Consider the following 24,788-nt stretch of genomic DNA (forward strand, 5'->3'; position numbering starts at 1 on the left):
CGCTCAGACGCTGAACGCGCAGCCAGCTACCCGGACTGGCTCCACACCTACAATCACCACCGCGGCCACACCGCACTCGGCGGCAAGTCACCAGCCGACGTCGTGACCAACCTGCGTGGACAGAACATCTAGGGGCGCGTGGAGCCGAGGCTCAGGCGAGCCGCCCGAGACGGGCCAGCACCCGGGCGGTGCGGTCGTCGCGGGCGGCGGCGACCGGCGTACGGCACATCCCGTCCAGGTGCAGGGCCTCTCCGAGGGCGTCGGCACCCCGCTCGACGAGATCCAGCTCGCGGTCGGTGAGTCCCGCGTCGAGCCCGGCAGCCTGAGCCAGGTCCCAGCGGTGGACGTACATGTCCCACACGTAGAACCGCTCGATGGTGGCCCCGATCGTCGTGGGCCCGAAGAACCACTCGATGGGCCGGTCGACCTGGTCGGGGTCGCGCAGCGCGTCGAGGACCCGCTGCGAGTGCCGGTTCCAGGCGCCGACGGGATCGGCCGTCCAGTCGGGCGCCTCGCCCAGGTCCACGCCGTTCCCGGTCAGCGTCTCGCGCTGCGTCTCGACAAGGTGCCTCACGACGTCGCGCGCGCTCCATCCCTCGCACGGTGAGGACGCGTCCCAGGCGTGCGGCGGCAGCGTCTCGACGACGGCGGTCAGGGGGCGGAGGGCGGTCTCGTACTGCGTGGCGGTGTCGGTCATGCGTGGGACCCTAGGAGCATGGCCGGCGGTGCGACTTGATGAAATCCGACACCGACGCGCAGCCGGGAGACGTCGTCAGCACGGTCCGCCGGAGCCCCGACGAGCTGGTGTGCCTGGTAGGGCCCGGCGACGCCCACCAGCGGACGTACCGGTACCTCCCGAGCGCCGAGCTCGCGGCACTCGTGCGCCGGTGCTGGATCCCGGTCTGGTCCGTGCCGCCGGGCGCGGAGGCACCGCAGCGGACTCTGCAGGACCCGGTGTCCCTGCTGGTGATCAGCGGCGACTACGCGCGCCTGCACGGGGTGGCCCCCGAGCTGTCCACGACGACGCTCACGGGCGAGGGCTGGGCCGTCGGTCTGGTGCTGGCGCCGGCAACGGGCTACCCGCTCGCCGGCCCCGCCGAAGGCTTCAACGACCGCTACGTCGAGCTCGAGGAGGTCCTCGGCGACGACGGACGGATCCTCGCCGACCGCGTCCGAAGCGTGATAGCGACCGATCCGCATCGCCCTGAGGCACACCGCGACGCCCTGAAGGCCTGCGAGGACACCCTGCGCCGGCTCCTGCCCCTGGACGCCGAGGGGCAGCTCGTCAACGCCCTGGTCGCCGCGGTCGAGAGCGACGTGGAGCTCCTCCAGGTGACCCAGATCTGCTCCCGGTTCGACATCGGCGAGCGGGCGCTGCAGCAGCTCCTGCGTCGGCGCCTGGGCCTCACGCCGAAGTGCCTCATCCAGCGCAGACGGCTCCAGGAGGCGGCCGAGCGGCTGCTGCACGAGAGCGCCACCCAGGCCGACCTCGCGGCCGCCGTCGGCTACGCCGACGAGCCGCACATGATCCGCGACTTCCTGCACGTGACCGGGACGACCCCCAGCCGGTTCACGGCGGCTCAGCGAGACGCCTGGTCCGGCACGTAGCGAGGCCTCGCCCGGAGCGACCGGACGCTGGCCCGTAGGGTGGCGGCGCTCGTGGATGCCGACCGCGGCACGTCCTCTCGTCAGTGAAGGAAACCTATGTGCCGAGTGCTCGCCTACATCGGGCCCGAGACCCCGCTCGAGAGCCTGCTGCTCACGCCGTCGAACAGCCTGGTCAACCAGGCCCTCGACCCTGAGCACTACCCGGACCTGCAGCTGGCGGGCTGGGGATTCGGCGCCTGGGGCGAGCACCTGCTCAAGCCGGAGGATCCGCTCATCTATCGCCGGCCCATGCCGGCCTTCTACGACGACAACGCGCAGCACATCGTCCCCAGCCTGCAGGCGAGCACGGTGCTCGCCCACGTGCGCGCGGCCGTCTACAACTCGAAGACCGTGATGGTCGACGAGAACTGCCACCCCTTCTCCTTCGAGGAGACCCCGTGGATCCTGGCCCAGAACGGCGACCTGCCGAACTGGATGCTCCTGCAGCGGGAGCTGCTGCAGCACTGCGAGGACCGGTACCTCAAGCAGATGCGGGGCTCGACGGACACGGAGTTCCTCTACGTGCTCCTGCTCTCCCTGCTCGACGGCGACAGCGACGAGGACGTCCGACGCGCGATCGAGACGATGGTGCGCCTCGTCGCCCAGGCGATGAAGACCCTCGATCTCCCTGCCCTGGCCAAGATGAAGATGGCCCTGGTGTCGCCGAACCGGATCATCGGGGTCAACGTCGGCCTCGGGCACCAGGGCGAGACCGACCCGGCGGGGGACTGGAAGGAGCTGCGGAAGTCCGAGCCGGGCACGAAGGACTTCGCCCTCTCGATGCTCCTGGAGCCGATGTACATGCTGATGGGCCGCCACGTCCCCAGCGACGACACCTCCTACGACTTCGAGGCGTGCGACGAGAGCGAGGCAACGGCTGCCGTGTTCGCCTCCGAGGCCCTCACCGACGACGCCGAAGGCTGGTCGCACGTCGAGTTCGGGGAGATCGTGTTCCTCGAGAAGACGGGTGACCACGTCTCCCGGACCGTCAGCAGGCTCTCGGTCTAGGCGCGCCGTGACGCGGGCGGTGCGTAGCCTGCGGACGTGACCAGCCCGGGATGCCCCATCTGCGCAGGTCATCGCGGAGAGGGAGATCTCGTCGCTCCTGTGGTGTGGCGGGACGACCTGGTCTGGGTGAAGCATCTGGTGAACAGGCCGATGCCCGTCGCGTTGGGCCATCTCCTGGTCGAGACCGACCGGCACGCGCCGTTCGTCGACTCCCTCACGGACGAGGAGTCAGCGGCGGTGGGACGAGCGGTGAGGGACGCGGCGCGGGCCTTGCGCGCGGAGCTCGATGTCGATGCGGTGCACGCCATGGTGATCAACACACGGCTCGAGCACTTCCACGAGCACGTGATCGTGAGGCACACGGGAACCCCGACGGAGATCCCGTGGCATCGCGTCGATGACTGGTCGGATGCTCCCCGGGGTGGACCCGCCGAGGTCGCCGACTTGTGCGCCCGTCTGGCCCGCCACTTCCCCTAGGTCGCCACCGCTGCCGCGCCGACCTGCGGCGACGGGGGAGCTGCCGGCGGGGACGGTCGAGGCTCGGACGAGCGGCCCACAGAACCCATCGAGCATGGTTGACACTGCGTCGAACATGTGTTCTAATAGGTTGAGATGCAGTAGTCCTCCGGTCCGCCCGGAGCTCGTCATGCGACGCGCTGGCATCGACGTTCGTGCAAGTCCCGGTGGGTCGGTTCCCGGGCGACCGTCGACCTCCAGGTGTCCGCATGTCCGAGTCGTTCGCTCCGCAGCATCCGGTGCTGTTCGCGGTGTCGACGATGGAGGACGCCCTGGCGGGGGCGGCCGACGTCGACCCGATCTACATGTCGACGGACGACAAGGCCGCGGCCCTCCTTCGTCTCAGCGCCGTGGGCGACCGGACGGAGGAGCTGCGGCTGCGCGTGATGGCGTCGGCCGGCGACGTCGCCGAGCGGGACGGCGCGCGCGACGTCGCCGCCTGGCTGGCGCACCACGCTCGGCATGACCGTGCGCAGAGCCGCCGCCGGCTGCGGCTGGCGGGAGGCCTGGACAAGCACCCGGTCGTGGCGCGAGCGCTGCGGCAGGGTGCGGTCAACGTGGCTCAGGCCGAGGCCATCGTGCGCGCCGTGGACGAGCTTCCCGCCGAGGTGGGCGAGGAGGTCCGCTCCAGGGCGGACGAGCAGCTCGTGGTCGAGGCCCGGACGTTCGGCCCGCACGACCTGCGAAACCTCGGCCGCCGGGTCCTGGAGGTGGTGGCGCCGGAGGCGAGCGACGACCTCGAGGCCCGCCTGCTCGAGCAGGCGGAGGCCCGCGCGCGCAGGCGCACGTTCCTCAGGACGCGACGCAACGGCGACGGCACGACCGACCTCCATTTCCGGGTCTCCGACGCCATCTCCGACCGCCTGCTCACCTACCTCCATGCCTTCGCGGCCCCACGGCGCGAGCGCGAGAGTGCGCCGGACGACCGCCGGCCTCACGACCAGCGGATGGGTGAGGCGTTCGGCGCGTTCCTCGAGTCGGTCGACCCCGACCGGACGCCGCTGCACGGCGGCGACGCGACCACCGTGATGGTCCACATCGACCTCGAGACACTTCAGCGCGAGCACGGGGTGGCCTTCATCGGCGAGGAGCCGATCTCGGCGGGCGAGGCCCGCCGGCTCGCGTGCACCGCCGGCATCGTCCCAGTGGTCCTCGGCGGCGAGAGCCAGGTGCTGGACCTCGGACGGGCCCGCCGGCTCTACTCACCCGCGCAGCGCAAGGCGCTCGCCGTACGGCAACGGACCTGTCGCGCCGAGGGTTGCGACATCCCCGCTCCCTGGTGCGAGGCGCACCATGGCGGCGACCCCTGGTCCCGGGGCGGGAAGACCGACCTGGCCGACGCGGACCTGCTCTGCTCGTTCCACCACCACGTCGCCCACGACCACCGATACCGCGTCGACCGACTGCCGGACGGAGGAGTCCGCTTCCACCGGCGGACGTAGGCCTGTCCTGAGGTCGGTCATTTCCAGCTGAAGCAGTAGGCGTTGACGACCGCGCTGACGGCGGCCTGGGACAACTCAGGGTGACGTTCGTGCAGGAACCGCCGGGCCGCGGCCGCGACCTCGGTGATGTCGCCGCGCCGCCACGGGGCCGGCTCCGCCGCGTTGAGGTCAGCGACCACGCGCCGGGCGTCCGGCACCAGACTCAGGGCGTCCTCCCCGAGCTGAGCCCGCACGCGCTCGGTCGAGAGCGACTCGTGCGTGCGACCGACGCATGCGATCAGCACGGCGCTCAGCGCCTCGTCGACCATACGGGGACCCTATCGCCGCGGCGGACCGATGAGTCCCGTCGTGCCGGGTGGTCGCCACGACTGACGCGCGCCCACCGGGCCCGAGGGGGTACCGGTCACCCATGACCACCGACCCGACGCCCGAGCACGACCAGGACTCGGAGCCGCCCACGCCGGACGGCGAAGAGCCCAACACCGACCAGCCCGGTCCGCACCCGGACCCGCCGCCGGGGGAGTAGGCGCCGGTCGCGCCGGCCGGGCGACCTCCACAGCGACGCCGGCTACGACTGGCCGGGGTACGTCGAGCGGGTCGAGCGGGCCGCCCGCCAGGCCGGCGAGAGCCGCGCCGACAGTGCATAAGTTGCGACCGCCCACGGATGTCGACCAAAACAAGAACGTGTTCTAGTATTGACCTGTCCCACCACGACAGGAGTTCTCGATGTCCCAGGCTGTGCTCGACGGCGTCCGCGACCTGCTCCCCACCTTCCGGGAGCGTGCCGACGAGACCGAGCGACTCCGCGTCGTCCCGGACTCCTCGGTCAAGGAGCTGGAGGAGACCGGCTTCTTCCGGCTGCTGCAACCCCAGCGCTTCGACGGCTTCGAGTCCGACCCGGTCGACTTCTACACCGCGGTCCGCGACATCGCGAGCGCCTGCGGCTCCACGGGCTGGGTCTCCAGCGTGGTGGGGGTGCACCCTTGGCAGGTCGCGCTGTTCTCCGACGAGGCGCAGCAGGCCGTGTGGGGCGAGGACACCAGCACCCGCCTGAGCTCGTCGTACGCCCCCACCGGCAAGGCCACCGTCACCGACGGCGGCTACACGCTCTCGGGCAAGTGGAGCTTCTCCTCCGGGTGCGACCACTGCTCGTGGGTGCTCCTCGGCGGCCTCGTGTTCAACGAAGAGGGCAGCGTCATCGACTTCAAGACGTTCATGGTGCCCCGTGAGAAGTACACGATCATCGACGTCTGGCACATGGTCGGCCTCAGCGGCACCGGCTCCAACGACATCCTCGTCGAGGACCAGTTCATCCCCGAGGCGTTCACGCTGAGCATGGGCGAGACCGGGCAGTGCAAGGGCCCCGGCCAGGAGGTCAACACCTCCGACCTCTACAAGCTCCCCTTCCACTCGATCTTCACGGGCACCATCACCACCCCGATCATCGGCATGGCGATGGGCGCCTACGCCGAGCACGTCGAGATGCAGCAGGCCCGCAGCCGCGCGGCGTACCTCGGCGAGAAGGCGTCCAAGGACCCCTTCGCCATGGTGCGCATCGCGCGGGCCTCCTCCGAGATCGACGCCGCCTGGGCGCTGCTGACCAACAACATCCGCGAGGAGATGGCCTACGTCCAGCGCGGCGAGCGGATCCCGCTCGGCCTGCGCCTGAAGGTGCGCCGCGACCAGGTCATCGGCAGCGAGCGCGCGATCGAGGCCATCGACGCGCTGTTCGAGGCCTCGGGCGGCCGCGCGCTGGCGCAGGGCACCTACCTCCAGCGCGCCTGGCGCGACGCGCACGCCGGCCGCGTGCACGCCGCCAACGACCCCGAGCGGGCGCTGCAGATGTTCGGCGCGCACGAGTTCGGCCACAAGGTCGACCCCGGGATGTACTGAGGCATGAGCGACTTCTCCCAGGAGGCGACCCGTCGGTCCGCGAAGGCTCGTGAGATCACGCTGAACTACTACGAGGCCGGGCAGCCCACCGACGTCGGTGGCGGACTGCCGCTCGTGATGCTCCACGGTGGCGGCCCCGGCGCCAGCGCCTGGTCCAACTTCGGTCGCGCGCTGCCGGGCTTCGCGACGTCGTTCCGCACCCTGCTGGTCGACCAACCCGGCTTCGGCGGCTCCGACAAGCCTCCGGTGGTCGGCAACTTCTACCGCCACGCCGCCGACCACGTCGTCGCGCTGCTCGACGAGCTCGGGATCGACCGGGTCCACCTGCTCGGCAACAGCCTCGGCGGCGGTACGGCGATGCGGCTGGCGCTGACCTACCCCGACCGGGTCGGCCGGCTGGTGCTGATGGGCCCCGGCGGGCTGTCGCTCAACCTCTTCCACGCCGACCCCACCGAGGGCGTCCAGCGGCTCATGGACTTCGGCGCGAACCCCACCCGCGAGGCGCTGCGCGCCTTCATCTCCACCATGGTCGTCGACCAGTCGCTGGTGACCGACGAGCTGGTCGAGGAGCGCTTCGCCGACGCCACGGCGCCGGGCGCGCAGGAGGCCATGCGCTCGATGGGCATGTCGTTCTGGAACCCCGAGACCGCCGAGGACGGCATGCTCTGGCGCGAGGCGCACCGACTGCGCAAGCACACGCTGCTCACCTGGGGTCGCGAGGACCGCGTCAACCCGCTCGACGGCGCCATGGTCGCGCTCAAGCTGATCCCGAAGGCCTCCCTGCATGTCTTCCCGAACTGCGGGCACTGGGCGCAGATCGAGGCGGCCGACGAGTTCCGCGAGGTCGCTACGTCCTTCTACGCGCGCCACACCGAGAGGCCACGCCCATGACCATCGAGATCCGGTCGATGGGCTACGTCCGCGTCGCCAGCACCGACCTCGACCAGTGGACGACGTTCGCCGGCAAGGTCCTCGGCCTCGCCGCCGGCCGCGGCCCCAACCCCGACCACCAGTACTGGCGCATCGACCAGGTCTCGGCGCGCCTCGTGGTCTTCCCCTCCGACGTCGACGAGCTCGCCGCCACCGGCTGGGAGGTCGCCGACCACCGCGCCCTGCAGGAGGCCCGCGAGCACCTGCAGAAGGCCGGCGTGGCCTTCGAGGAGGGCACCCGCGAGGAGCTCGACGAGCGCCGCGTGCAGGAGCTGGTGCGGTTCTGCGACCCGTGGGACAACGTATTCGAGCTCTTCCACGGCATCACCTACGAGTCGCGCCCGGTCGTGACGCCGTACGCCGCCCGCTTCGTCACCGGCGACCAGGGGATGGGTCACATCGTGCTGCCCGTGCTCGACGACGTCGAGGCGCTGCGCTTCTACACCGACGTCCTCGGCTTCCGGCTCCGTGACTCGATGAGCATGCCCGGCGAGTTCGTCGGCAAGGAGCCGGGCTCCAAGGTCTGGCTGCGGTTCCTGGGCGTCAACCCCCGCCACCACTCGCTCGCGTTCCTGCCGATGCCCAACTCCGCCAAGTGCGTCCACATCATGCTCGAGGTCGACGAGCTCGACGACGTGGGTCGTGCGCTGGAGCGGGTGCGCAAGCACAAGGCGCCGCTGTCGGCAACGCTCGGGCGCCACATGAACGACGAGATGGTGTCCTTCTACGTGCGCTCGCCGGGCGGCTTCGACATCGAGTTCGGGACCGACGGCCTGCAGGTCGACGACGCCCGGTGGGTCGCCCGCGAGTCGACCGCGGTGTCCTACTGGGGCCACGACTTCGGTGGCGGCGGTTCGTGATGCCACGGGCAGTGGAACCATGGGGTCCATGAGCTCGCGTCCCGAGATCCCCGAGGGGATGAGCCCTGATGCCCGGGAGTCCTGGCCTAGCCCGGAGCTGATCAGCTCGTGGCTGGGCGACGTCGACTTCGACGTCGAGTGGCGCCCCGGCGAGGTGTCGGGGGTGCACGCCGAGGACGACGAGGCCGTCGCCCGCGCGCGCACGTTCCGCGACGTGCTGGGCAGCTTCGCCTCCGGGGTCACCGTCGTGACCGCGGTGAGCGGTGGCGAGCCGGTGGGCATGACCTGCCAGTCGTTCTCCAGCGTCTCGCTGGACCCGCCGCTGGTGCTCTTCATCCCGGCCAAGACCTCGCGCGCCTGGCCGTTGATGCAGCGAGCGGGGCGCTTCTGCGTCAACTTCCTGGCCCACGACCAGGCCGAGCTGTCCAACACGATGGCCAGCCGCGGCACCGACAAGTTCGCCGGCGTCGGCTGGGAGCCCACGGCGCAGACGGGGTCGCCGCTGCTGCACGGCGCGCTCGGGTACGTCGACTGCGCGATCCACGCCGTCCACGAGGCCGGCGACCACTACGTCGTCATCGGCCGGGTCCTGGACCTGGCGCTGCGGGGGCCCGAGCAGCCGTTGCTGTTCTACCGCGGCAAGTACGCCACGACCGACTGAGCGGCCGCCGTACGCACGCGGGTGATGCAGATGGTGGTGCTGATGGTGCTGGTACCGGTGCTGCTACTGGTGTCGTCCGGGTGCGTCAGAGCTATGTGCGGCGCGGGTTCGCGGTCATGCCGACGTTGACGTCGGAGGTGTCGTAGGAGGGCTTGGGGGCGGTGGTCCTCGAGGTCATGACAGGAGTCTGGCGTGCCCGCCTCAGCGCTTCCTCAAGACGACCTCAAGGCTCTCGCAGCGCTCCCTCAGGTCTCGGGCAGCTCCAGCTCCCGGCGCAGCTCTCCCGTGCGGACGTCCCAGGCGAGGACCCCGTCGCGGCCAGCGACGGAGTAGAGCGTCGCGCCGTCGGGCGCGAACACCACCGCCTCCGGGGCGTCGGTGTGGCCCAGGAGCTCGCGTACGGCGCGCCTCTCGCCGCCCAGCGCCGGCGGGCTCCACAGCCTCACCGTGGCGTCCTCGGTGTCGGTGAGGGCGAGGGTGCGGGAGTCGGGGGAGAAGGCGGCCTGCTCGAGGTGGTTGCCCGCCAGCTGCTCCACGAGGGTGAAGTCCGGGGTCCGCCACAGCGCGGGCGCCCCGTCGGGCCCGGACGCGGCCAGCCAGCGGCCGTCGGGGCTCCAGACCAGGCCGGAGGAGTCCGCCGACCGGGGGAGTGCGGCGACCTCGTCGCCCGTCGCGACGTCGAGGACCCGGGTGGGCGCGCCGCCCGCGGTCGCCAGGCGGGAGCCGTCGGGGCTGAACGCCAGCGCGAAGACGTCGCCGTCGGTCTCGACGGAGGAGACCTCGGCGCCGTCCTCGACCGACCACACCGCGACGCGACCCTCGAGGTCGGCGCCGGCCACCAGCGAGCCGTCGGGGCTGAAGGCGACGTCGGTGACCGGGGACCCGTCGGTGACCTCTTGGTCGCGGAGGCCGGGCAGCTCCTGCACGACCTCGCGGGAGGCGGTGTCGAGCAGCAGGACCGACGCGTCGTCTCCGACGCCGGCGATCAGGGACCAGTCGGGGCTGATCGCGACATGGCTGCCGTCGCCCACCTCGGCGAGCGTGCCGTCGGCGGTGTCCCACCGGCAGATGCCCCGCCAGCAGTCGGCGAGCACCTGGCTGCCGTCCTGGCTCACCGACAGGTCGTCCGGCAGGACCGGGGATCCCGGCACGGACCCGGCGACCGGGCTCTCCGACCCGGTCCCCGTGCCACCGCGCTCGTCGTCGGCCTCGTCGGCGCAACCCGCGAGGGCCGCCGCGACGACCAGGCCCAGCAGCGACGCGGTGGCCCGCCGCGGTGCCCTCGCGCGAGCCTCAGTCACGGGGGAACAGGCCGGTCACGTCGAACACGAGCTCGCTGCCGTCCTCGCACTCGTGGCGGTCCAGGTGACGACTGCCGACCCGGTCGACCGACTGGCGCCGCGAGCGCTTGCCGAGCGCGCTCAGGACGTCGTACTCGTCGCTCACCCGCAGCACCGACCACGGTCGGGCGGCCGTGCCGTCACCGGTGGACAGGATGCTGCTGAGCGCCGCGCGGGCGAGCGACTCCTCGCGCCGCGCCGCGTCGGTGCGGCCGGCGCCGGTCAGCGCCTCGGCGAGCACCGTGTGCGCGGAGGGGCTGAGCATGGCCCCGGGCATGAGGGCGCTCAGGGCGGTGACCGCCTCGCCGTAGGCCCCGCGCTCGAGGAGGGGACGGGCCAGCGCGTCGGCGGCGAGGTCGGGGGTGAAGCCGGGCGCCGAGCGCACGGCGCTGCGCAGCGCGGCGAGGGTCGCGGGCGTGGGCTCCGCGAGATAGGTGGCGACCAGGTCGCCGTACGTCGTCGTCATCGTGACTCCTCCAGCAGCCGCTCGAGCTCGGCGGTGGTGAGGCCGTCGAGGTACTCGCGACCGCCGTCGCGAGCATCCTCCTCCACGGGCTGCTCGAAGTAGTCCTCGAAGGTGACGCCGGGCTCGCCGGTGCTCTGGTAGTCGTTGAAGTTCTCCTCCCACTCGCGGGCCTGCTCCTCGGTGATCCCGTCCTCCTCGTGCTCGGCGAAGGGGTCGGTCTCCCACGGCCAGTGGAACGCGCCCTCGTCCTCGGCCGCCTCGTGCTGGCGGGCGTGGCGCATCTCGTGGGCGACCGTGTGCAGGAGCCGGGGGTCGTCCAGCAGGCCCTCGTTCAGGGAGACCGTGCCCGAGCCCTCGTTCCAGCTGCCGTTGGACTCCCAGCTCTCGGGCTGCCACTCGATCGTCGGCATGTCGATGCCGTACTCCTCGGCCATCTCCTGGATCTGCTGCTCGATGATCGCGCGACGCTCCGCGTCGGTCAGCCCGGCCCAGTGCTCGGCCACCTCGGGACTGGCGGTGCCGTACTCGTCGATGTCCTGCACCGTCCCGGACGGGATCGCGTTCGCGATCGTCATGTCGGCGGCCGCGGCCTTCCCGAGGATCGTCGTGATGTCGTCGGCGATCGCCTGCGCCTGCGCCGTCCGCGACCTGCGGTACTCGTCGGCCTCGTAGCGGTTGTCGAACGTCGGCGGCGTCCGCGAGTCGGTGACCGTCCCGTCGCTGCCGATCGTGAGCTCCTGGGCGGCCGCCTGGCCCTGGACGTCCTGGACCAGGCTCTCGATCACCGTGACCTGGGACTCCGCGTCGTACATCGCCCGCTGGAGCCGGGTCTTGCCCTCGATGTGGGTGGTCATCGAGGCCACCAGCCCGTCGCGACGGGCCTCGGCCACCAGCCGGGCGATGCCGGTCCAGGAGTCGGGCACGCCCTGGGCCTCGACGACGTCCCGGCTCCTCTCGAGAGCCTGGACGTCGGTCTTGAGGCCGTCGCCGGCCGCACCCAGGGGAGCGGCCTGCCACTGGACGACCTCGCTGTAGGTGATGGGCATCAGCCCTCACCCAGCCCGCGGAACAGCCCGCCGAAGCGCCAGCCCGTGTCGTCGTCGGCGCCCTGCGCCTCCCTGCTCGCGGACTCGATCTGGTCACCGAAGTCGCGCACGGAGTCGGCCCAGGCCTCCACGTCCTCGTCCCAGCTGATGCCGAGGTCGGCGAGGTAGCGGGCGGAGTCGGCACCCGGGATCGCCGCGCCGGCGGTGTCCAGGTGCTCCGACGACCCGTGGCCCTGCGCGCCGTCCGCCGCGTCGCCGACGTCGCCGGACGCGCTGGCCATGTCGGCGGGGTTGACCTGGAATACCGTCATGGCTCCTGCCGGGAGGTCGGGGGTGGGTGCTCCTCAGGCTCCCCGACGGGGCCCGGCGTGAAACCTCCGCGGCTCGCTCGTGGGCGGAGTCGGTGGCTCAGCGCAGGACGAGGTAGGCGGACACGATCCCGGGGACGACGCCCAGCAGCAGCCAGGGCGAGGCGATGGCGCGCTTGTGGATCGCGAGCCCGGCGGCCACCGCGATGACGCCGAACGCGCCGGCCAGCACGCTCAGCCCGACGCCGGCGGACAGGGCGTCCTCGTCGACGTGCTGCGCCGCGATGGCGAGTCCGGCCGAGAGGTGCAGGATCGTGGTCACGATCAGGATCGACAGCACCCACTTCTGGACGCGCTCGAGGCGCTGGACGTCCTCCTGGCGCACCGCGGGGCGCGGTCGGGAGGGGTCCATCAGGTGCCGGGCTCGGCGGACGGGCGGCTCCTCGGTCATGCCCCGAAACTACTCGCCGCGCCGTGCCTACGGGCCGCCGGGCGTCGGATGGCCACCGTCTGCTGCGGCTCAGATCACGCCGTGCAGGCGCCAGTCGGCACGCCCGCGCACCTCGCCCTTCGCTCGTGCCACGGCGCGACCCGAGGTCAGGCGCGACACGACGGTCCAGGTCGCCGTGCCGGCGACCGGGTCGAGCGCGACGACGGCGCCGCGGTCGTCACCGGTGCAGAAGCCGCTGGCGAGCTCGGTGACGCCGGCGTACCCGCGTCGTTTCAGGGTCTTCGCGCGCATCGTGCGCGGCTTGGCGTGGGGGACCGTCAGCAGCCTGAGCGCGCCTCGGGCCGTGACGGCGTAGAGGAGGTCGGCGCGCGGCGCCGCGCGGAGGGCTGCGGTCGTGAGGGCGGTCAGGCCCTGCAGGCCACCGGCCACCCGGAGGCGCCGCGCGTAGGCCAGCGAGCCGTCGCGCCGCTGGGTGAGCGTCCACCGGTGCAGGACGCCGGCGTCGTCGACGGTGTAGGCGTAGTAGCCGTAGGCGTCGGTGAACAGGGCGGGGGAGAGGCGCTGGGGCGCGAGCCGCCGTGCGGTGACCCTCAGCACCGGGCGCCGCCGGGGCTCGGTGAACCGGATCATCCGCGTCCCGTCGGTGGTGGTCGCCGACACCCGGGCCATCCCGTCGCGGACGTCGACGTAGCCCAGGGCGGTGATCGTGAACGGCAGCGGTGCCGTGGTCCGGCGAGTGCCGATCATGCGGCCGTTGCGGACGACGTGCTGGGTGAGGTGACCCGCGGTGTCCTGCCCCAGGACGCCGCTCTTGCAGACCTGGCCGGCCCTGGCCGAGGCGGCGCCGCCGCGCAGCGACTGCTCCGCGGAGGCCGGGGTTGCCGCGGCGAGGGTGCCGGCGAGGGCGGACGTCAGGGCGAGCGAGAGCAGGGTCGAGCGGGCGCGAGAGCGCATGGGGAGGCTCCTCGGAGGGGGAAGACGACGACCGTAGCCGCGGGGCGGAGCCCTCTCCGGGCCGACACGCGGCCTACTGCGGGGTGCGCCAGACGGAGACGTGACTCTCGCTGTCGGCGGTGAACGCGCTGCCGTCCCAGTCGGCGACCCGCTGCTCGAGCTCCATCCCGGCGAACCGCGCCATCAGGTCGAGCTCGGAGGGCCAGACGTAGCGGTAGTGGTGGGCGCCGTAGGCGTCGGCGCCGGCCTCGGCCGGCCGGTAGTGGTGCGACACCCCCTGCTGGGTCACGAGGTCGAAGGTGTCGAACCCCAGGTGCTCATCGCCGACGTCGAACGGCACCGCCACCGCCCCCGGCGGCAGCCGCCGCAGCGGCGGCACCCCGACCTCGACCACGAAGCGGCCGCCGGGTCTCAGGTGGGCGGCGGCGTTGCGGAAGCAGGCGACCTGCTCGTCCTGGGTGCGCAGGTTGCCGATCGTGTTGAACACCAGGTAGACGAGCGAGAACTCGCCGGGCACCCTCGTGGTCGCCATGTCACCGACGGCCACCGGGACGGCGCTCGCGTCGACCTTGCGGCGCAGCTCGCCGACCATCGGCGCGGACAGCTCGATGCCGCTGACGGGCACCCCGCGGGCGGCCAGTGGGACCGCCACGCGGCCGGTGCCGATGGCCAGCTCGAGCGCGGGGCCGTCACCCGCGAGGCGCGCCAGGAACGCCACCGCCGGGTCCAGCACCGCCGGCTCGAACATCGAGGCCACGCCGGCGTCGTACCGCTCCGCGGTCCGCTCGTCCCAGAGGTCGCTGCTCACCATGGTCAGGAGCCTGCCCGGGCGAGCCGCCCTCTGTCGACCGGTTTCGTCGCCGTCAGAGGACGTACGACGAGCCGCGGCGCAGCTCCTCGACGGCGCGCAGCACGATCCGGTCGACGAGCTCCTCGCAGGTCGGCAGGTCGTCGATGACGCCGACGACCTGCCCCGAGGCGAGCACCCCGGCGCCGGTGTCGCCCTCGACCAGGCCGGCCTTGAGCATCACGGGGGTGTTGGCCGCCAGGGTCATCTGGGCGAGCGTGCGGCCCTGCGCCCTCTTCATGGCCCGACCGTCCTTGGCGAGCTCGAGCCACGACAGGCCGCTGGTGCGCTTGAACTCCAGCGTCCGCCGCACGGTGGGGCCGAGCCGCTTGACCGCGCCGGTCTCCTCGAGCTCCTGGACCAGGTCCGTGCGCAGCATCCGGTGCGGCATGCCGTCGACCTTGGCGGTGACGACGGTGCCGGTGAGGTCGTGGCGCAGGTAGAGGTCCTTGACCGCCTGGGGCACGGCGCTGTCCTGGGTGAGCAGGAAGCGCGTGCCCATGCCCACGCCGGCGGCGCCGTAGGACAGGGCGGCCGCGAGCCCGCGCCCGTCGAAGAACCCGCCGGCCGCGACGACCGGGATGTCCACGGCGTCGAGCACGGTGGGCAGCAGCAGGGTGGTCGGGACCGGTCCCGTGTGGCCGCCGCCCTCGCCACCCTGGACCATCACCGCGTCGGCGCCCCACGCCGCCACCTTCTCGGCGTGCCGGGCAGCGCCCACCGACGGCATCACGACGACGCCGTGGTCCTTGAGCTTGGCGATCAGGTCCGGCTTGGGGGCGAGCGCGAACGACGCGACCCGGACCCCGTGCTGGATCAGCAGGTCGCAGCGCTCGCCCGCGTCGCCGGCGTCGGCGCGCAGGTTGACCCCGAACGGTTGGTCGGTGCGTCCCTTGACCTCCAGGATCGCGTGCTCGAGCTCCTCGTAGGTCATGGTGGCGCTGGCCAGGATGCCCAGCCCGCCGGCGTTCGCCGTACCGCTCACGAGACGGGGGCCCGACACCCAGCCCATGCCCGTCTGGACGACCGGGTGGCGCACGCCGGTCAGCTCGGTGAACGGCGTCCGCAGCAGCTGCTCGATCACGGGACGGGCACCTCGCGGTGGCGCAGCGCCCTGGGGTCGAGCACCTCGCGGATCAGCACGAGCTCCTCGGTCGTGGGCAGCCGCGTCTCGGGCACGTCGTCGCCGGCCGCGAGCTCGAAGCCGGTGGCCTCGCGGACCTCGTCGACCGTGACGCCCGGGTGCACGCTCAGCAGGCGCAGGGTGTCGCCGTCGCCGCGCACGTCGAACACCGCGAGGTTGCTGACGATGCGGTGGATGTCGTGGAAGCGGGAGGCTGCGGGGCCGGCCTGTCGCGCGAGTGCGGGCCCCACCCCGGAGACCACGTCGACCCGCTCGACGAAGACGCGCGGCGAGTGCTTGGGGACCCAGTAGGACGTGCGGTTGTTGACGGTGTTGCCCGGCGCGCCGCGCGAGCCGAGCAGCTGCCGCTTCGGCCGGGCGAAGTCGCCGATCGCCGAGATGTTCTGGTTGCCGTGGCGGTCGACCTGGGTCGCGCCCATCATCACGTGCCGCTTGCCGTAGGCCACCACGTCGAAGACCTTGCGGAAGGGGATCCAGCCCTCGACGACGTCGGCCTGGGCGAAGAGCGGGGGAGTCCCGGCCAGGAAGAGCGACTCGCCGTCGGAGATGACCAGGTCGGGGTTGGACGTGAGCCGCGCGAGCCGGACGCCCAGCATCGGCAGCATGCCCATCGGGCTCGCGAAGATCTCACCGTCGTCCTTGAAGGCGTCGGCGATGGCGGCGGCGCAGACGTCCGCGCGGGTGGCTGCGTCGGTGCCAGTATCGGGGGCGGTGCTCATGCCTGCTCCTCGGTGAAGGCGCGGACGGCCGCCTGGTAGGCGGCCTCGTCGCCGGACAGGAAGCGCTCCTCGAAGGCGGCCCAGTCGTCGTCGGACCCACCGGCCGCGGCGGCGTACGCCTTCTGGAAGCGCTCGTCGCGCTCGTAGTCGGGGGTGCAGGTCGTGAAGTGGGCGCCGTGCGGCGTCTCCACGACGCCGCTGACCATCATCCGGCTGAGCAGCAGGCGCTGGACGGGCGTGTCGACGGTGAGACCGGCGGTGTCCACGACCTGCTCCACGCTGACGTAGGCGCGGTCGGCGGCCATGCAGAAGAGGTCGTCGAAGTAGGGGTCCGGGCCGAGGTAGGTGGCGTTGCCGTGCCGGTCGGCCCGGTTGAGGTGGACCAGCGCGGCGTCGAGGGGCAAGGCCGGTACGGCGACCAGCTCCTCCGCGTCGTCGTAGGGGCTCGTGACGGTGCGGATGCCGGGGTTGTTGACCAGGACGTCGGAGCCGAGTCCCGCGCGCATCGGCAGGAACGGCAGCCGCTGCGCCGCGGCGCGCAACCCGGTCTGGAACATGCCCTCGTCGAGCTCGACGACCTCGGGGATGCTGCCGCTCTGCCGCGCGCGCTGGAAGTTGGGCTCGAGCGGCACGGAGTCGAGTGACACGAACGCGTAGACCAGCTTGCGCACCTTGCCCGCGCGCAGCAGCAGGCCGACGTCGGCGCCGCCCCAGCTGACGATCGTCAGGTCCCGGAGGTCGGAGCGCAGGATCGCGCGGACCAGCGCCATCGGCTTGCGCCGCGGGCCCCAGCCCCCGATGCCGATGGTCATGCCGTCCCTCAGCTCGGCGACGACCTCGTCGATCGTCATGCGCTTGTCGCGGGGTGCCTTGCTCACGTGACCTTCTCCGTTCCGGCGCTCTGCTTGTCCACGCTCTGCTTGTCTACGCTCTGCCTGTCTACAAACGTGTCGCGGAGCTCGTCGCTGACGCCCGCGAGGTTGAGCTCCATGGTGAAGCCCTGCTCGAAGCGGTAGCTCTTGTTGACGTCGATCGGGTCGATCCCGTTGAGCGCCTCCTTGGCGGCGCGGATGACCCGGGTGTCCTTGGCGGCGATCTCGCCGGCCACCGCGAGCGCGGCGTCGTCCAGGCGCTCGCGCGGGACCACCTCCAGGACGCTGCCGTGCTGCACCAGGTCGGCGGCGCTGATCGTGCGCGCGGTGAAGTAGAGGGTGCGCATCAGGTGCTGGGGGACGAGGCGGGCCATGTGGGTGGCGGCGCCCAGCGCCCCCTGGTCGACCTCCGGGACGCCGAAGTAGGCGTCGTCGCTGGCGACGACGCAGTCGGCGTTGCCCACCAGGCCCACGCCGCCCCCGAGGCAGAACCCGTGGACGGCGGCGACGACCGGCACGGCGCACTCGTAGACGGCCTTGAACGCCGCGAAGCAGCCCTTGTTGGCGCCGAGGAGCGCCTCGAACCCGGAGGTGCGCTGCATCTCCTTGATGTCGACGCCGGCGTTGAAGCCGCGTCCCTCGGCGCGCAGCACCACGACGTGGGTGTCGAGGTCGGCGCTCGCCTCGTCCATCGCGGCGGCGACGTCGAACCAGCCTTGGACCGTGAGCGCGTTGACGGGCGGGTGGCTCATCGTGACGACGCGGACGCCGTCGTCGCGGAGCTCGGAGGTGATCGCCATGGCGCTTCTCTCGTGGGGAGCGGGCCTGAATACAAACCTAACGTTTGCTTGGTACCCTAGCAGCATGGCGCTGGCGTTGGACCTCTCCGGACGGGTCGTGCTCGTCACCGGAGGGACCCAGGGGATCGGCCTCGGGATCACCCGGCGGTTCCTCGAGGCCGGGGCGATCGTGGCCACCTGCTCGCGCTCCGACGTGCCTGCGACCGCGGGCACGACGCACCACGTCTGCGACGTGCGCGACCCCGCTGCGGTCACCGCGATGGTGGGCGAGGTCGTCGCCGCCCACGGGCGGCTCGACGTCCTGGTCAACAACGCCGGCGGGGCGCCGTACGCGCTGGCGGCGCAGGCCTCGCCGCGCTTCCACGACAAGGTCGTGGGCCTGAACCTGCTGGCGCCGCTGGTCTGCGCGCAGGCCGCCAACGCGGTGATGCAGGAGCAGCCCGCAGGCGGCGTGATCGTCAACATCTCGTCCGTCTCGGCCGTGCGCCCCTCGCCCGGCACGGCCGCCTACGGCGCCGCCAAGGCCGGCCTCGACTCGCTCACCACGTCGCTGGCGATCGAGTGGGCGCCGCGGGTGCGGGTCAACGCCATCGACGTCGGCCTGTGCCGCACCGACCACACCGACGACCACTACGGCGGCGACGCCGGGGTCGCCGCGATCGAGGCGACCATCCCGCTCGGCCGCATGGGGCGACCCGACGAGGTCGGCAACGTCGCGGTCTTCCTCGCCAGCGACCTGGCGTCGTACGTGTCGGGCGCCCGGGTCGAGTGCCACGGCGGGGGCGAGCCGCCCGTCTTCCTGTCCGCAGTCCACCACCAGTCCTGAAGGAGCACCCGTGAGCCGACTTCTCGAGGGCCGCGTCGCGATCGTGACGGGGGCGGGGCGCGGCATCGGCCGTGCGCACGCCCTCGAGCTGGCCTCGCACGGCGCCGCCGTCGTCGTCAACGACTACGGCGTCTCCCTGGCCGGCCAGCGGGGCCCGGGGGAGGGCGGGTCGCCGGCCGACCAGGTGGTCGCCGAGATCGAGGCGGCCGGCGGCCGGGCGGTCGCCAACGGCGCCGACGTGGCCGACTTCGCGGACGCCGAGGCCATGGTGCGCCAGGCCGTCGACACCTTCGGCGGGCTGGACGTGCTGGTCAACAACGCCGGGTTCGTGCGCGACCGGATGCTCGTCAACACCTCCGAGGAGGAGTGGGACGCGGTCGTCCGCGTGCACCTCAAGGGACACTTCGCGCCGCTGCGCCACGCGGGCGCCTACTGGCGCGCCGAGGCCAAGGAGGGCCGGCAGCGGGCCGCCCGGGTCGTCAACACCTCTTCGGGCGCGGGGCTCCAGGGCTCGGTCGGCCAGGCGACGTACTCCGCGGCCAAGGCGGGCATCGCCGGCCTCACGCTCGTGGCCGCCCAGGAGATGGGCCGCTACGGCGTGACGGTCAACGCGATCGCGCCCGTGGCCCGCACCCGGATGACCGAGGGCGCCTTCGACACCTCCGCGATGGCGCTGCCGGAGGACAACTCCCCGGTCGTCGCCTGGCTGGCCTCGGTCGAGTCCTCCGACGTCACCGGCCGCGTCATCGAGATCGACGGTGGCCGGATCACCGTCGAGAACGGCTGGTCGCACGGACCCACCCGCGACCTCGGCCGGCGCTGGGACGCCGTCGAGGTCGGCCCGGCGCTGCGCGACCTGCTCTCCGAGGCCCCGGCGCCGGAGCCGGTCTACGGCGCCTGACTGCGCCTCGTCGGCCCGCCGGATGCGGGCCCGCGGGGTTTGACCGGGTCCCCCTCGGGGCACACCGGCAGCATGTCCCGACACCTCGCGCGCCGTGCCGCCGCCGTCACCGCCCTGTCCGTCGCGCTGGGGCTGAGCTCCGCGGCGACCTCGCCCGCGCCGGCCGCCCCCGGCGCGTCGACCGTCACCGCCTCGGCCGCGGCGGCGTACTCGCCCACGGCGCGATCGCTCTTCGGGCGCCCCGGCGCCAACGGGATCCGCTCGGCGGTGCTGACCAACATCGCCAACGCCCCTCGTGGGTCGGTGATCCTCGGCAACACCTGGACGTTCACCGACGTGTCGATCGCGCAGGCGCTCGCCTCCGCCCACGCGCGCGGCGTGCGGGTGCGGGTGCTGGTCGCGGCCAAGACCTGGGACAGCGAGGCGGTGGAGTACCTCCGCGAGCGCCTCGGCAGCGGGTCCTACGTGAAGAAGAGCCTCGGTGCGGCCCGCAAGGCGACGGCCTCCACCTCGGCGGGTGCGATGCACCAGAAGTCGTGGCTGTTCAGCCGGACCGGCTCCCAGAGGTTCGTGTCGATCGTGACCTCGGCCAACGCGACCGACAGCGCCAACGAGACGCAGTTCAACGACGGCTACCAGTTCGTCGACTACCCCGAGGTCTACTCGGCGATCCAGTCGAAGTTCTACGAGCAGGTCAAGCGCGACAAGCACGCCTCGCCGTTCGACCACGTCCGGATCGGCAAGATCACCGCACTCACGTTCAGCCCGTGGGACAAGCCGACGATGCGCGATCCCGTCGTCCGCCGGATCCGCCAGATCCCCGCCGCCGGCGCCGAGATCCGCGTCGCCAACGCCGCGTTCTACGGACGTCGCGGCGAGGCGATCGCCCAGGCCCTCGCGGCCAAGAAGGCCAAGGGCGCCAAGGTGTGGGTGCTGCACGGCCGGCCGTTCGGCGCGGGCGTCAAGCGCATCCTGCGGGCCGCGCGCATCCCGATGGAGAACGCCTACTGGACCCAGGGCACCTCGACCACCGACGACGACCACTACCTGCACAGCAAGATGATGACCGCCAAGTACCGCGCCAACGGCAAGCCGCAGTGGCGCGTCTGGACCGGCTCCGAGAACTGGAGCGCCGACGCCACCGCCGCCGACGAGCTCGTCGCCCAGGTCGGCGCCGGCAAGGCCTACAGCGCGCACGTCGCCTACTTCACCTCCGTCTGGAAGCTGAAGAGCAGCAGCTGACGCCTGCGTGAGATTCGCCGGTCGACCGGCGAAACTGGACCTTGACCGCTGAAACTCACGGGGTCAGGGTCCAGTTTCGTCGGTCAAGGTGCGGCGTGCTGGTGTCAGCGCGCACCCCGGGCGAGCGCCTGGCGGAGTCTGTGGGCCGTCTCCTCAGGCCGCTCGAGGTCCTGCCAGGTGATCCTGATCATCCGGAAGCCGGTCAGCTCGCGGAGCAGGTCCTCGCGCTCCTTCTCGCGCAGCACGGCGTCGGCCACGGACTCTCCGGGCCGCCGGTGCTGCGCGTACTTCGCTCGGCCGTCGAACTCCAGGAGCAGGCCGTACTCCGGCCACGCCATGTCCACCCGGCCGGCCACCCGTCCGTTCGGGTAGAACACCTCCCACTGCAGCTCGGGGGTGGGGAGCCCGAGGTCCCGGATCAGCAGGCGGAGCAGGGTCTCGCCCACGGACTCGGAGCGTCCGTCGCTCAGGTGCAGGGTCCGGTAGAGGCCCAAGGTGTCGGGCCACTCCTTCATCGCGTGAAACGTGGTCACCAGCTCCGACCAGGTGGTGAGCCCCTCGTGCAGGTACCAGTCGAGCACACACACCCCGGCCTCCCGGCCGGCGAGGCAGGCCGTGTCCAGCGCCGTGCGGGCGGCGGTCGTCATCCAGTGCCCGTCGCGTCGGGTTACGTCACCGACGAGGCACACCCCTCGGTGGTGCACCACCTTGGCCTGGTTGCGCTCGCTGATCCCGTGCAGGCTCGTGAGGTGGACCCGGCTCAGGTCCAAGCCCCACGCGGGCCCGCCCTGCATCACGCACGCCGTCACGTGGGACGCCGCCACTGGACGGTCGTCGTACTGACGCAGCACCGCCGACGCCAGCATGAGATGACGCTCGACCTTGGCAGCGTCCGTCCAACGCTGGTGCAGCGCGTAGGCGCCCTGGCGCACGCGGACGAGCTCCTTCGCCCTGACCATGCGGGCGAGCCAGTTGTCGTTCAGCCCCAGCGCGATGACGTCCCTGCGCAGGACGACGCCGCGGGGGTCCGCGAGATTTTCGAGCATGGTGGGGAGCCTGCCCGTTTCACGCGCTGCCCGCCGGTGTCGGGCGAGTGCCTGTGGACAGCGGGCCGCAGCCTCGCCTAGTGGGGCCGCTGAGCACCGGAGCGCCGTCGACGAACGGTCGATCCTGACCGCCGAAACTGGCGCGCACCGCTCAAGTTTCGGCGGTCAAGGTGGAGTTTCGCCGGTCGACCGGCGAATCTCCACCGGGCGCAAGCCCTCAGACGCGCTCGATCACGGTGCCGGTGGCCATGGCTCCGCCGGCGCACATGGAGATGAGGGCGGTGGTCTGGTCGCGGCGCTCGAGCTCGTGGAGGGCGGTGGTGATGAGGCGGGTGCCGGTCGAGCCGACGGGGTGACCGATCGCGATCGCGCCGCCGTTGACGTTGACGCGGTCGAGGTCGACCTGGTGCTGGCCGGCCCAGGAGAGGACGACGGAGGCGAAGGCCTCGTTGACCTCGAACAGGTCCACGTCCGAGATGGCCATGCCGGTGCGGTCGAGCACCCGCTGGGTGGCGTCGATCGGGCCGTCGAGGTGGAAGTAGGGGTCCGAGCCGACGAGGCAGTGCGTCACGATCCGCGCCCGCGGGGTGAGGCCGAGCGACCGTGCCCGCTCCTCGTCCATGATCAGGACCGCCGAGGCGCCGTCGGAGATCTGGGACGACGTGCCGGCGGTGTGCAGCCCGTCGGGGAGTACGGCGCGCAGCTGGGCGAGGCCCTCGAGCGTCGTGTCGCGCAGCCCCTGGTCGGTGTCGACCAGGCGGGTCTCACCGGTGGCGGCGCCCTCGGCGTCGAGCACGGGAGCCTCGAACGGCGCGATCTCCCGCTTGAACCGGCCCTCGTCGGTGGCCGCGCGGGCCTTCTGCTGCGAGGCCAGGCCGAACGCCTCCAGGTCCTCGCGCGTGAGACCGCGGTGGCGGGCGATCCGGTCCGCCGCCTCGAACTGGTTGGGCAGGTCGATGGTCCAGTCGTCGGGCCGCGGGTCGCCCATGCCGGCCGGGACGTTGGCGCCCAGCGGGATCCGCGACATCGACTCCACGCCGCACGCGATCCCGACGTCGATGGTGCCCGCGGCGATCATGTCGTGCACCAGGTGCGCCGACTGCTGCCCCGAGCCGCACTGCGCGTCGATGGCCGTGGCGCCGGTGCGCTGGGCCAGGCCGGCGTGCAGCCAGGCGCGCCGGACCATGTCGTTGGACTGCTCGCCGGCCTGCGTCACGCAGCCGCCCACCACCTGGTCGACGAGCTCGGAGTCGATGCCGGCACGACGCAGGACCTCGGCCTGGGCGAAGCCGAGTAGCACCGCGGGGTGGACACCGGCCAGCCAGCCCCTCCGCTTGCCGAGGGGGGTGCGGACGGCGTCGACGATCACAGGGATGCCCATGGGACAAAACTAGAACACGTTCTTGTTGCCCGACAAGGGTCGGTCCCGGCGGATCGGACCTGGACGCGGGCACAGACGCGAGCACGGACACGGCACGAAAGGCTTTCCGGATATACCGAGAGTATGTAGTCTCGCCGGGGTAGAACGTGTTCCAGATCTGAGAGGCGACCAACCGTGACCGCAACCGACGTGATCCCCGAGGGCTTCGACTTCACCGATCCCGACGTCAACCTCCGGGGCGTCCCGCACGACGAGTTCCGCCTCGCGCGCCAGAGCTCGCCGGTGAGGTGGGTCGAGCAGGACGCCGAGATGACCAGCGGGTTCGCCGAGGAGGCCGGCTCCGGCTACTTCGCCGTCACCCGGCACGAGGACGTCACCGCGATCTCCAAGGACAGCAAGAACTGGTCGACCGCCGAGAACGGCGCGATCATCCGCTTCCCCGGCGCGATGCTGCGCGAGCAGATCGAGCTGCAGCGCGTGATCCTGATCAACCAGGACCCGCCCGAGCACACCGCCACCCGCGCGATCATCTCCCGCGGCTTCACGCCGCGCTCGATCAACGAGCTCGAGGAGACGATGATCGCCCGCGGGGAGGGCATCGTGAAGGCCGCCGTCGAGCGCGGCACCGGCAACTTCGTCGAGGAGATCGCCGCCGAGCTGCCGCTCCAGGCCATCGCCGACCTGATCGGCGTCCCGCAGGAGGACCGGCACAAGCTCTTCGACTGGTCCAACCAGATGCTCGCGGGGGAGGACCCGGACTTCGCCGGCAACCAGGACGTCGCCGCCGCGGAGATCCTCGGCTACGCGATGATGCTCGCGGCCGACCGCAAGGAGAACCCCCGCGACGACCTGATCACCAAGCTGATCAACGCCCACAAGGGCGAGCGCGGCCTGAACGACGACGAGTTCGGCTACTTCGTCATCCTGCTGGCCGTCGCCGGCAACGAGACCACGCGCAACGCCATCTCGCACGGCATGAACGCCTTCCTCGACAACCCCGAGCAGTGGGAGACCTGGAAGCGTGACCGCCCGGCCACGATGGTCGACGAGGTCGTGCGCTGGGCGACGCCGGTCAACGTCTTCCAGCGCACCGCGCTCGACGACGTCGAGGTCAACGGCGTGACGATCCGCAAGGGTCAGCGCGCGGCGCTCTTCTACGCCTCCGCCAACTTCGACGAGACGGTCTTCGAGGACCCGTTCCGCTTCGACATCACCCGCGAGAACAACGTGCAGGTCGCCTTCGGCGGCCACGGCGCGCACTACTGCCTGGGCGCCAACCTCGCGCGCCAGGAGATCCGGGTAATCTTCAACGCGCTGGCCGACCACGCCCCCGACATCGCCAAGCTGGCCGACCCGGTGCGACTGCGTCACTCCTGGGTCAACGGCCTCAAGGAGCTGCAGGTCAGGTACGCCTAGACACACAGGGGCACACCTGCGCCCACCTGGGCCCGGGACCGCCCCTGACGGTGGTCCACGGCACGATGGGGG

Annotated in this window: 27 protein-coding genes and 1 pseudogene; 13 read left to right on the top strand and 15 right to left on the bottom strand. The window is 72.0% G+C overall.

The features are described from left to right. Positions 1–132: pseudogene (locus tag IRQ30_RS02325) on the top strand (IS481 family transposase); the annotation flags it as partial. 19 nt (positions 133–151) lie between these two features. On the opposite strand, the gene IRQ30_RS02330 reads toward IRQ30_RS02325, so the two are convergent. After that, the gene (locus tag IRQ30_RS02330) at positions 152–697 is read right to left on the bottom strand and encodes a maleylpyruvate isomerase family mycothiol-dependent enzyme (protein WP_193611454.1); all 546 of its coding nucleotides are present in this window, start codon (positions 695–697) and stop codon (positions 152–154) included. A gap of 38 nt (positions 698–735) precedes the next feature. On the opposite strand from IRQ30_RS02330, the gene IRQ30_RS02335 reads away from it, so the two are divergent. The 4 genes from IRQ30_RS02335 to IRQ30_RS02350 all read left to right on the top strand — a co-directional run bounded on the left by IRQ30_RS02335 (position 736) and on the right by IRQ30_RS02350 (position 4,613). Further along, on the top strand, positions 736–1,608 hold the full coding sequence (locus IRQ30_RS02335; protein WP_193611455.1) for a helix-turn-helix domain-containing protein: 873 nt from the start codon (positions 736–738) through the stop codon (positions 1,606–1,608). Positions 1,609–1,704: 96 nt separating this feature from the next. Continuing rightward, positions 1,705–2,655, top strand: coding sequence for a class II glutamine amidotransferase (locus IRQ30_RS02340; protein WP_193611456.1), 951 nt, complete (start codon positions 1,705–1,707; stop codon positions 2,653–2,655). Between the two features lie 36 nt (positions 2,656–2,691). Next, a complete protein-coding gene (locus tag IRQ30_RS02345) occupies positions 2,692–3,132 on the top strand; it encodes an HIT family protein (RefSeq protein WP_338089534.1) in 441 nt (146 codons plus the stop codon). A 248-nt stretch (positions 3,133–3,380) separates the two neighbouring features. Then, a complete protein-coding gene (locus IRQ30_RS02350) occupies positions 3,381–4,613 on the top strand; it encodes a DUF222 domain-containing protein (RefSeq protein ID WP_193611457.1) in 1,233 nt (410 codons plus the stop codon). A gap of 17 nt (positions 4,614–4,630) precedes the next feature. Here the strand turns inward: IRQ30_RS02350 and IRQ30_RS02355 are convergent, their stop codons facing one another. Then, positions 4,631–4,921 carry a hypothetical protein gene (locus IRQ30_RS02355; RefSeq protein ID WP_193611458.1) on the bottom strand — a complete coding sequence of 97 codons (291 nt, stop codon included), beginning with the start codon at positions 4,919–4,921 and terminating at the stop codon, positions 4,631–4,633. 418 nt (positions 4,922–5,339) lie between these two features. On the opposite strand from IRQ30_RS02355, the gene hsaA reads away from it, so the two are divergent. From hsaA to IRQ30_RS02375, 4 genes are read left to right on the top strand one after another with little or no spacing between them, the layout of a single operon-like run. Continuing rightward, a complete protein-coding gene (gene hsaA, locus IRQ30_RS02360) occupies positions 5,340–6,506 on the top strand; it encodes a 3-hydroxy-9,10-secoandrosta-1,3,5(10)-triene-9,17-dione monooxygenase oxygenase subunit (protein WP_193611459.1) in 1,167 nt (388 codons plus the stop codon). 3 nt (positions 6,507–6,509) lie between these two features. After that, on the top strand, positions 6,510–7,397 hold the full coding sequence (gene hsaD / locus IRQ30_RS02365) for a 4,5:9,10-diseco-3-hydroxy-5,9,17-trioxoandrosta-1(10),2-diene-4-oate hydrolase (protein WP_193611460.1): 888 nt from the start codon (positions 6,510–6,512) through the stop codon (positions 7,395–7,397). Beyond that, positions 7,394–8,296 carry an iron-dependent extradiol dioxygenase HsaC gene (hsaC, locus tag IRQ30_RS02370; RefSeq protein WP_227466881.1) on the top strand — a complete coding sequence of 301 codons (903 nt, stop codon included), beginning with the start codon at positions 7,394–7,396 and terminating at the stop codon, positions 8,294–8,296. The genes hsaD and hsaC overlap by 4 nt, the downstream gene beginning before the upstream one ends. Positions 8,297–8,324: 28 nt before the next feature. Next, a complete protein-coding gene (locus IRQ30_RS02375; protein WP_227466882.1) occupies positions 8,325–8,957 on the top strand; it encodes a flavin reductase family protein in 633 nt (210 codons plus the stop codon). A gap of 245 nt (positions 8,958–9,202) precedes the next feature. Here the strand turns inward: IRQ30_RS02375 and IRQ30_RS02380 are convergent, their stop codons facing one another. The 11 genes from IRQ30_RS02380 to IRQ30_RS02430 all read right to left on the bottom strand — a co-directional run bounded on the left by IRQ30_RS02380 (position 9,203) and on the right by IRQ30_RS02430 (position 17,904). Continuing rightward, positions 9,203–10,258 carry a WD40 domain-containing protein gene (locus IRQ30_RS02380; protein ID WP_193611461.1) on the bottom strand — a complete coding sequence of 352 codons (1,056 nt, stop codon included), beginning with the start codon at positions 10,256–10,258 and terminating at the stop codon, positions 9,203–9,205. Further along, positions 10,251–10,763 (bottom strand): DUF4919 domain-containing protein, encoded by a 513-nt coding sequence (locus tag IRQ30_RS02385; protein WP_193611462.1) that lies wholly within the window; start codon positions 10,761–10,763, stop codon positions 10,251–10,253. Before IRQ30_RS02385 ends, IRQ30_RS02380 begins: the two co-directional genes overlap by 8 nt. Next, positions 10,760–11,809, bottom strand: a complete 1,050-nt coding sequence (locus IRQ30_RS02390; protein ID WP_193611463.1) for a hypothetical protein — start codon at positions 11,807–11,809, stop codon at positions 10,760–10,762. The genes IRQ30_RS02385 and IRQ30_RS02390 overlap by 4 nt, the downstream gene beginning before the upstream one ends. Next, the gene (locus IRQ30_RS02395) at positions 11,809–12,120 is read right to left on the bottom strand and encodes a hypothetical protein (RefSeq protein ID WP_193611464.1); all 312 of its coding nucleotides are present in this window, start codon (positions 12,118–12,120) and stop codon (positions 11,809–11,811) included. The genes IRQ30_RS02390 and IRQ30_RS02395 overlap by 1 nt, the downstream gene beginning before the upstream one ends. Positions 12,121–12,217: 97 nt before the next feature. Then, the gene (locus tag IRQ30_RS02400; protein WP_193611465.1) at positions 12,218–12,568 is read right to left on the bottom strand and encodes a hypothetical protein; all 351 of its coding nucleotides are present in this window, start codon (positions 12,566–12,568) and stop codon (positions 12,218–12,220) included. Positions 12,569–12,637: 69 nt separating this feature from the next. Next, positions 12,638–13,522 carry a hypothetical protein gene (locus IRQ30_RS02405; protein ID WP_193611466.1) on the bottom strand — a complete coding sequence of 295 codons (885 nt, stop codon included), beginning with the start codon at positions 13,520–13,522 and terminating at the stop codon, positions 12,638–12,640. A 73-nt stretch (positions 13,523–13,595) separates the two neighbouring features. Then, on the bottom strand, positions 13,596–14,333 hold the full coding sequence (locus IRQ30_RS02410; protein ID WP_193611467.1) for a class I SAM-dependent DNA methyltransferase: 738 nt from the start codon (positions 14,331–14,333) through the stop codon (positions 13,596–13,598). A 52-nt stretch (positions 14,334–14,385) separates the two neighbouring features. Continuing rightward, on the bottom strand, positions 14,386–15,453 hold the full coding sequence (locus tag IRQ30_RS02415; RefSeq protein ID WP_193611468.1) for a nitronate monooxygenase: 1,068 nt from the start codon (positions 15,451–15,453) through the stop codon (positions 14,386–14,388). After that, entirely contained in the window at positions 15,450–16,232 is a 783-nt protein-coding gene (locus tag IRQ30_RS02420; RefSeq protein WP_193611469.1) for a CoA-transferase subunit beta, read from the bottom strand. Before IRQ30_RS02420 ends, IRQ30_RS02415 begins: the two co-directional genes overlap by 4 nt. Continuing rightward, entirely contained in the window at positions 16,229–17,110 is an 882-nt protein-coding gene (locus tag IRQ30_RS02425; RefSeq protein ID WP_338089535.1) for a CoA transferase subunit A, read from the bottom strand. The genes IRQ30_RS02420 and IRQ30_RS02425 overlap by 4 nt, the downstream gene beginning before the upstream one ends. Beyond that, positions 17,107–17,904 (bottom strand): enoyl-CoA hydratase family protein, encoded by a 798-nt coding sequence (locus IRQ30_RS02430; RefSeq protein WP_193611470.1) that lies wholly within the window; start codon positions 17,902–17,904, stop codon positions 17,107–17,109. Before IRQ30_RS02430 ends, IRQ30_RS02425 begins: the two co-directional genes overlap by 4 nt. Positions 17,905–17,968: 64 nt before the next feature. Between IRQ30_RS02430 and IRQ30_RS02435 the strand changes: the two genes are divergently transcribed. The 3 genes from IRQ30_RS02435 (at position 17,969) to IRQ30_RS02445 (ending at position 20,873) form a co-directional block, all read left to right on the top strand. Next, positions 17,969–18,730 (top strand): SDR family oxidoreductase, encoded by a 762-nt coding sequence (locus IRQ30_RS02435; RefSeq protein WP_193611471.1) that lies wholly within the window; start codon positions 17,969–17,971, stop codon positions 18,728–18,730. A 10-nt stretch (positions 18,731–18,740) separates the two neighbouring features. After that, positions 18,741–19,631 (top strand): SDR family oxidoreductase, encoded by an 891-nt coding sequence (locus tag IRQ30_RS02440; protein WP_193611472.1) that lies wholly within the window; start codon positions 18,741–18,743, stop codon positions 19,629–19,631. A 72-nt stretch (positions 19,632–19,703) separates the two neighbouring features. Further along, positions 19,704–20,873, top strand: coding sequence for a phospholipase D-like domain-containing protein (locus tag IRQ30_RS02445; protein ID WP_193611473.1), 1,170 nt, complete (start codon positions 19,704–19,706; stop codon positions 20,871–20,873). Positions 20,874–20,977: 104 nt separating this feature from the next. Here IRQ30_RS02445 and IRQ30_RS02450 read toward each other — a convergent pair whose 3' ends face one another. Both IRQ30_RS02450 and IRQ30_RS02455 read right to left on the bottom strand, forming a co-directional pair. Then, positions 20,978–21,919: a type IV toxin-antitoxin system AbiEi family antitoxin domain-containing protein gene (locus IRQ30_RS02450; RefSeq protein WP_193611474.1), complete on the bottom strand. Its 942-nt coding sequence runs from the start codon at positions 21,917–21,919 to the stop codon at positions 20,978–20,980. A gap of 217 nt (positions 21,920–22,136) precedes the next feature. Continuing rightward, positions 22,137–23,300, bottom strand: a complete 1,164-nt coding sequence (locus tag IRQ30_RS02455) for a steroid 3-ketoacyl-CoA thiolase (protein ID WP_193611475.1) — start codon at positions 23,298–23,300, stop codon at positions 22,137–22,139. A gap of 174 nt (positions 23,301–23,474) precedes the next feature. Between IRQ30_RS02455 and IRQ30_RS24040 the strand changes: the two genes are divergently transcribed. Continuing rightward, the gene (locus tag IRQ30_RS24040) at positions 23,475–24,716 is read left to right on the top strand and encodes a cytochrome P450 (protein WP_193611476.1); all 1,242 of its coding nucleotides are present in this window, start codon (positions 23,475–23,477) and stop codon (positions 24,714–24,716) included. Positions 24,717–24,788: the final 72 nt, after the last annotated feature.

The organism is Nocardioides lijunqiniae, assembly GCF_015024225.1.
Classification (GTDB): Bacteria; Actinomycetota; Actinomycetes; order Propionibacteriales; family Nocardioidaceae; genus Nocardioides; species Nocardioides lijunqiniae.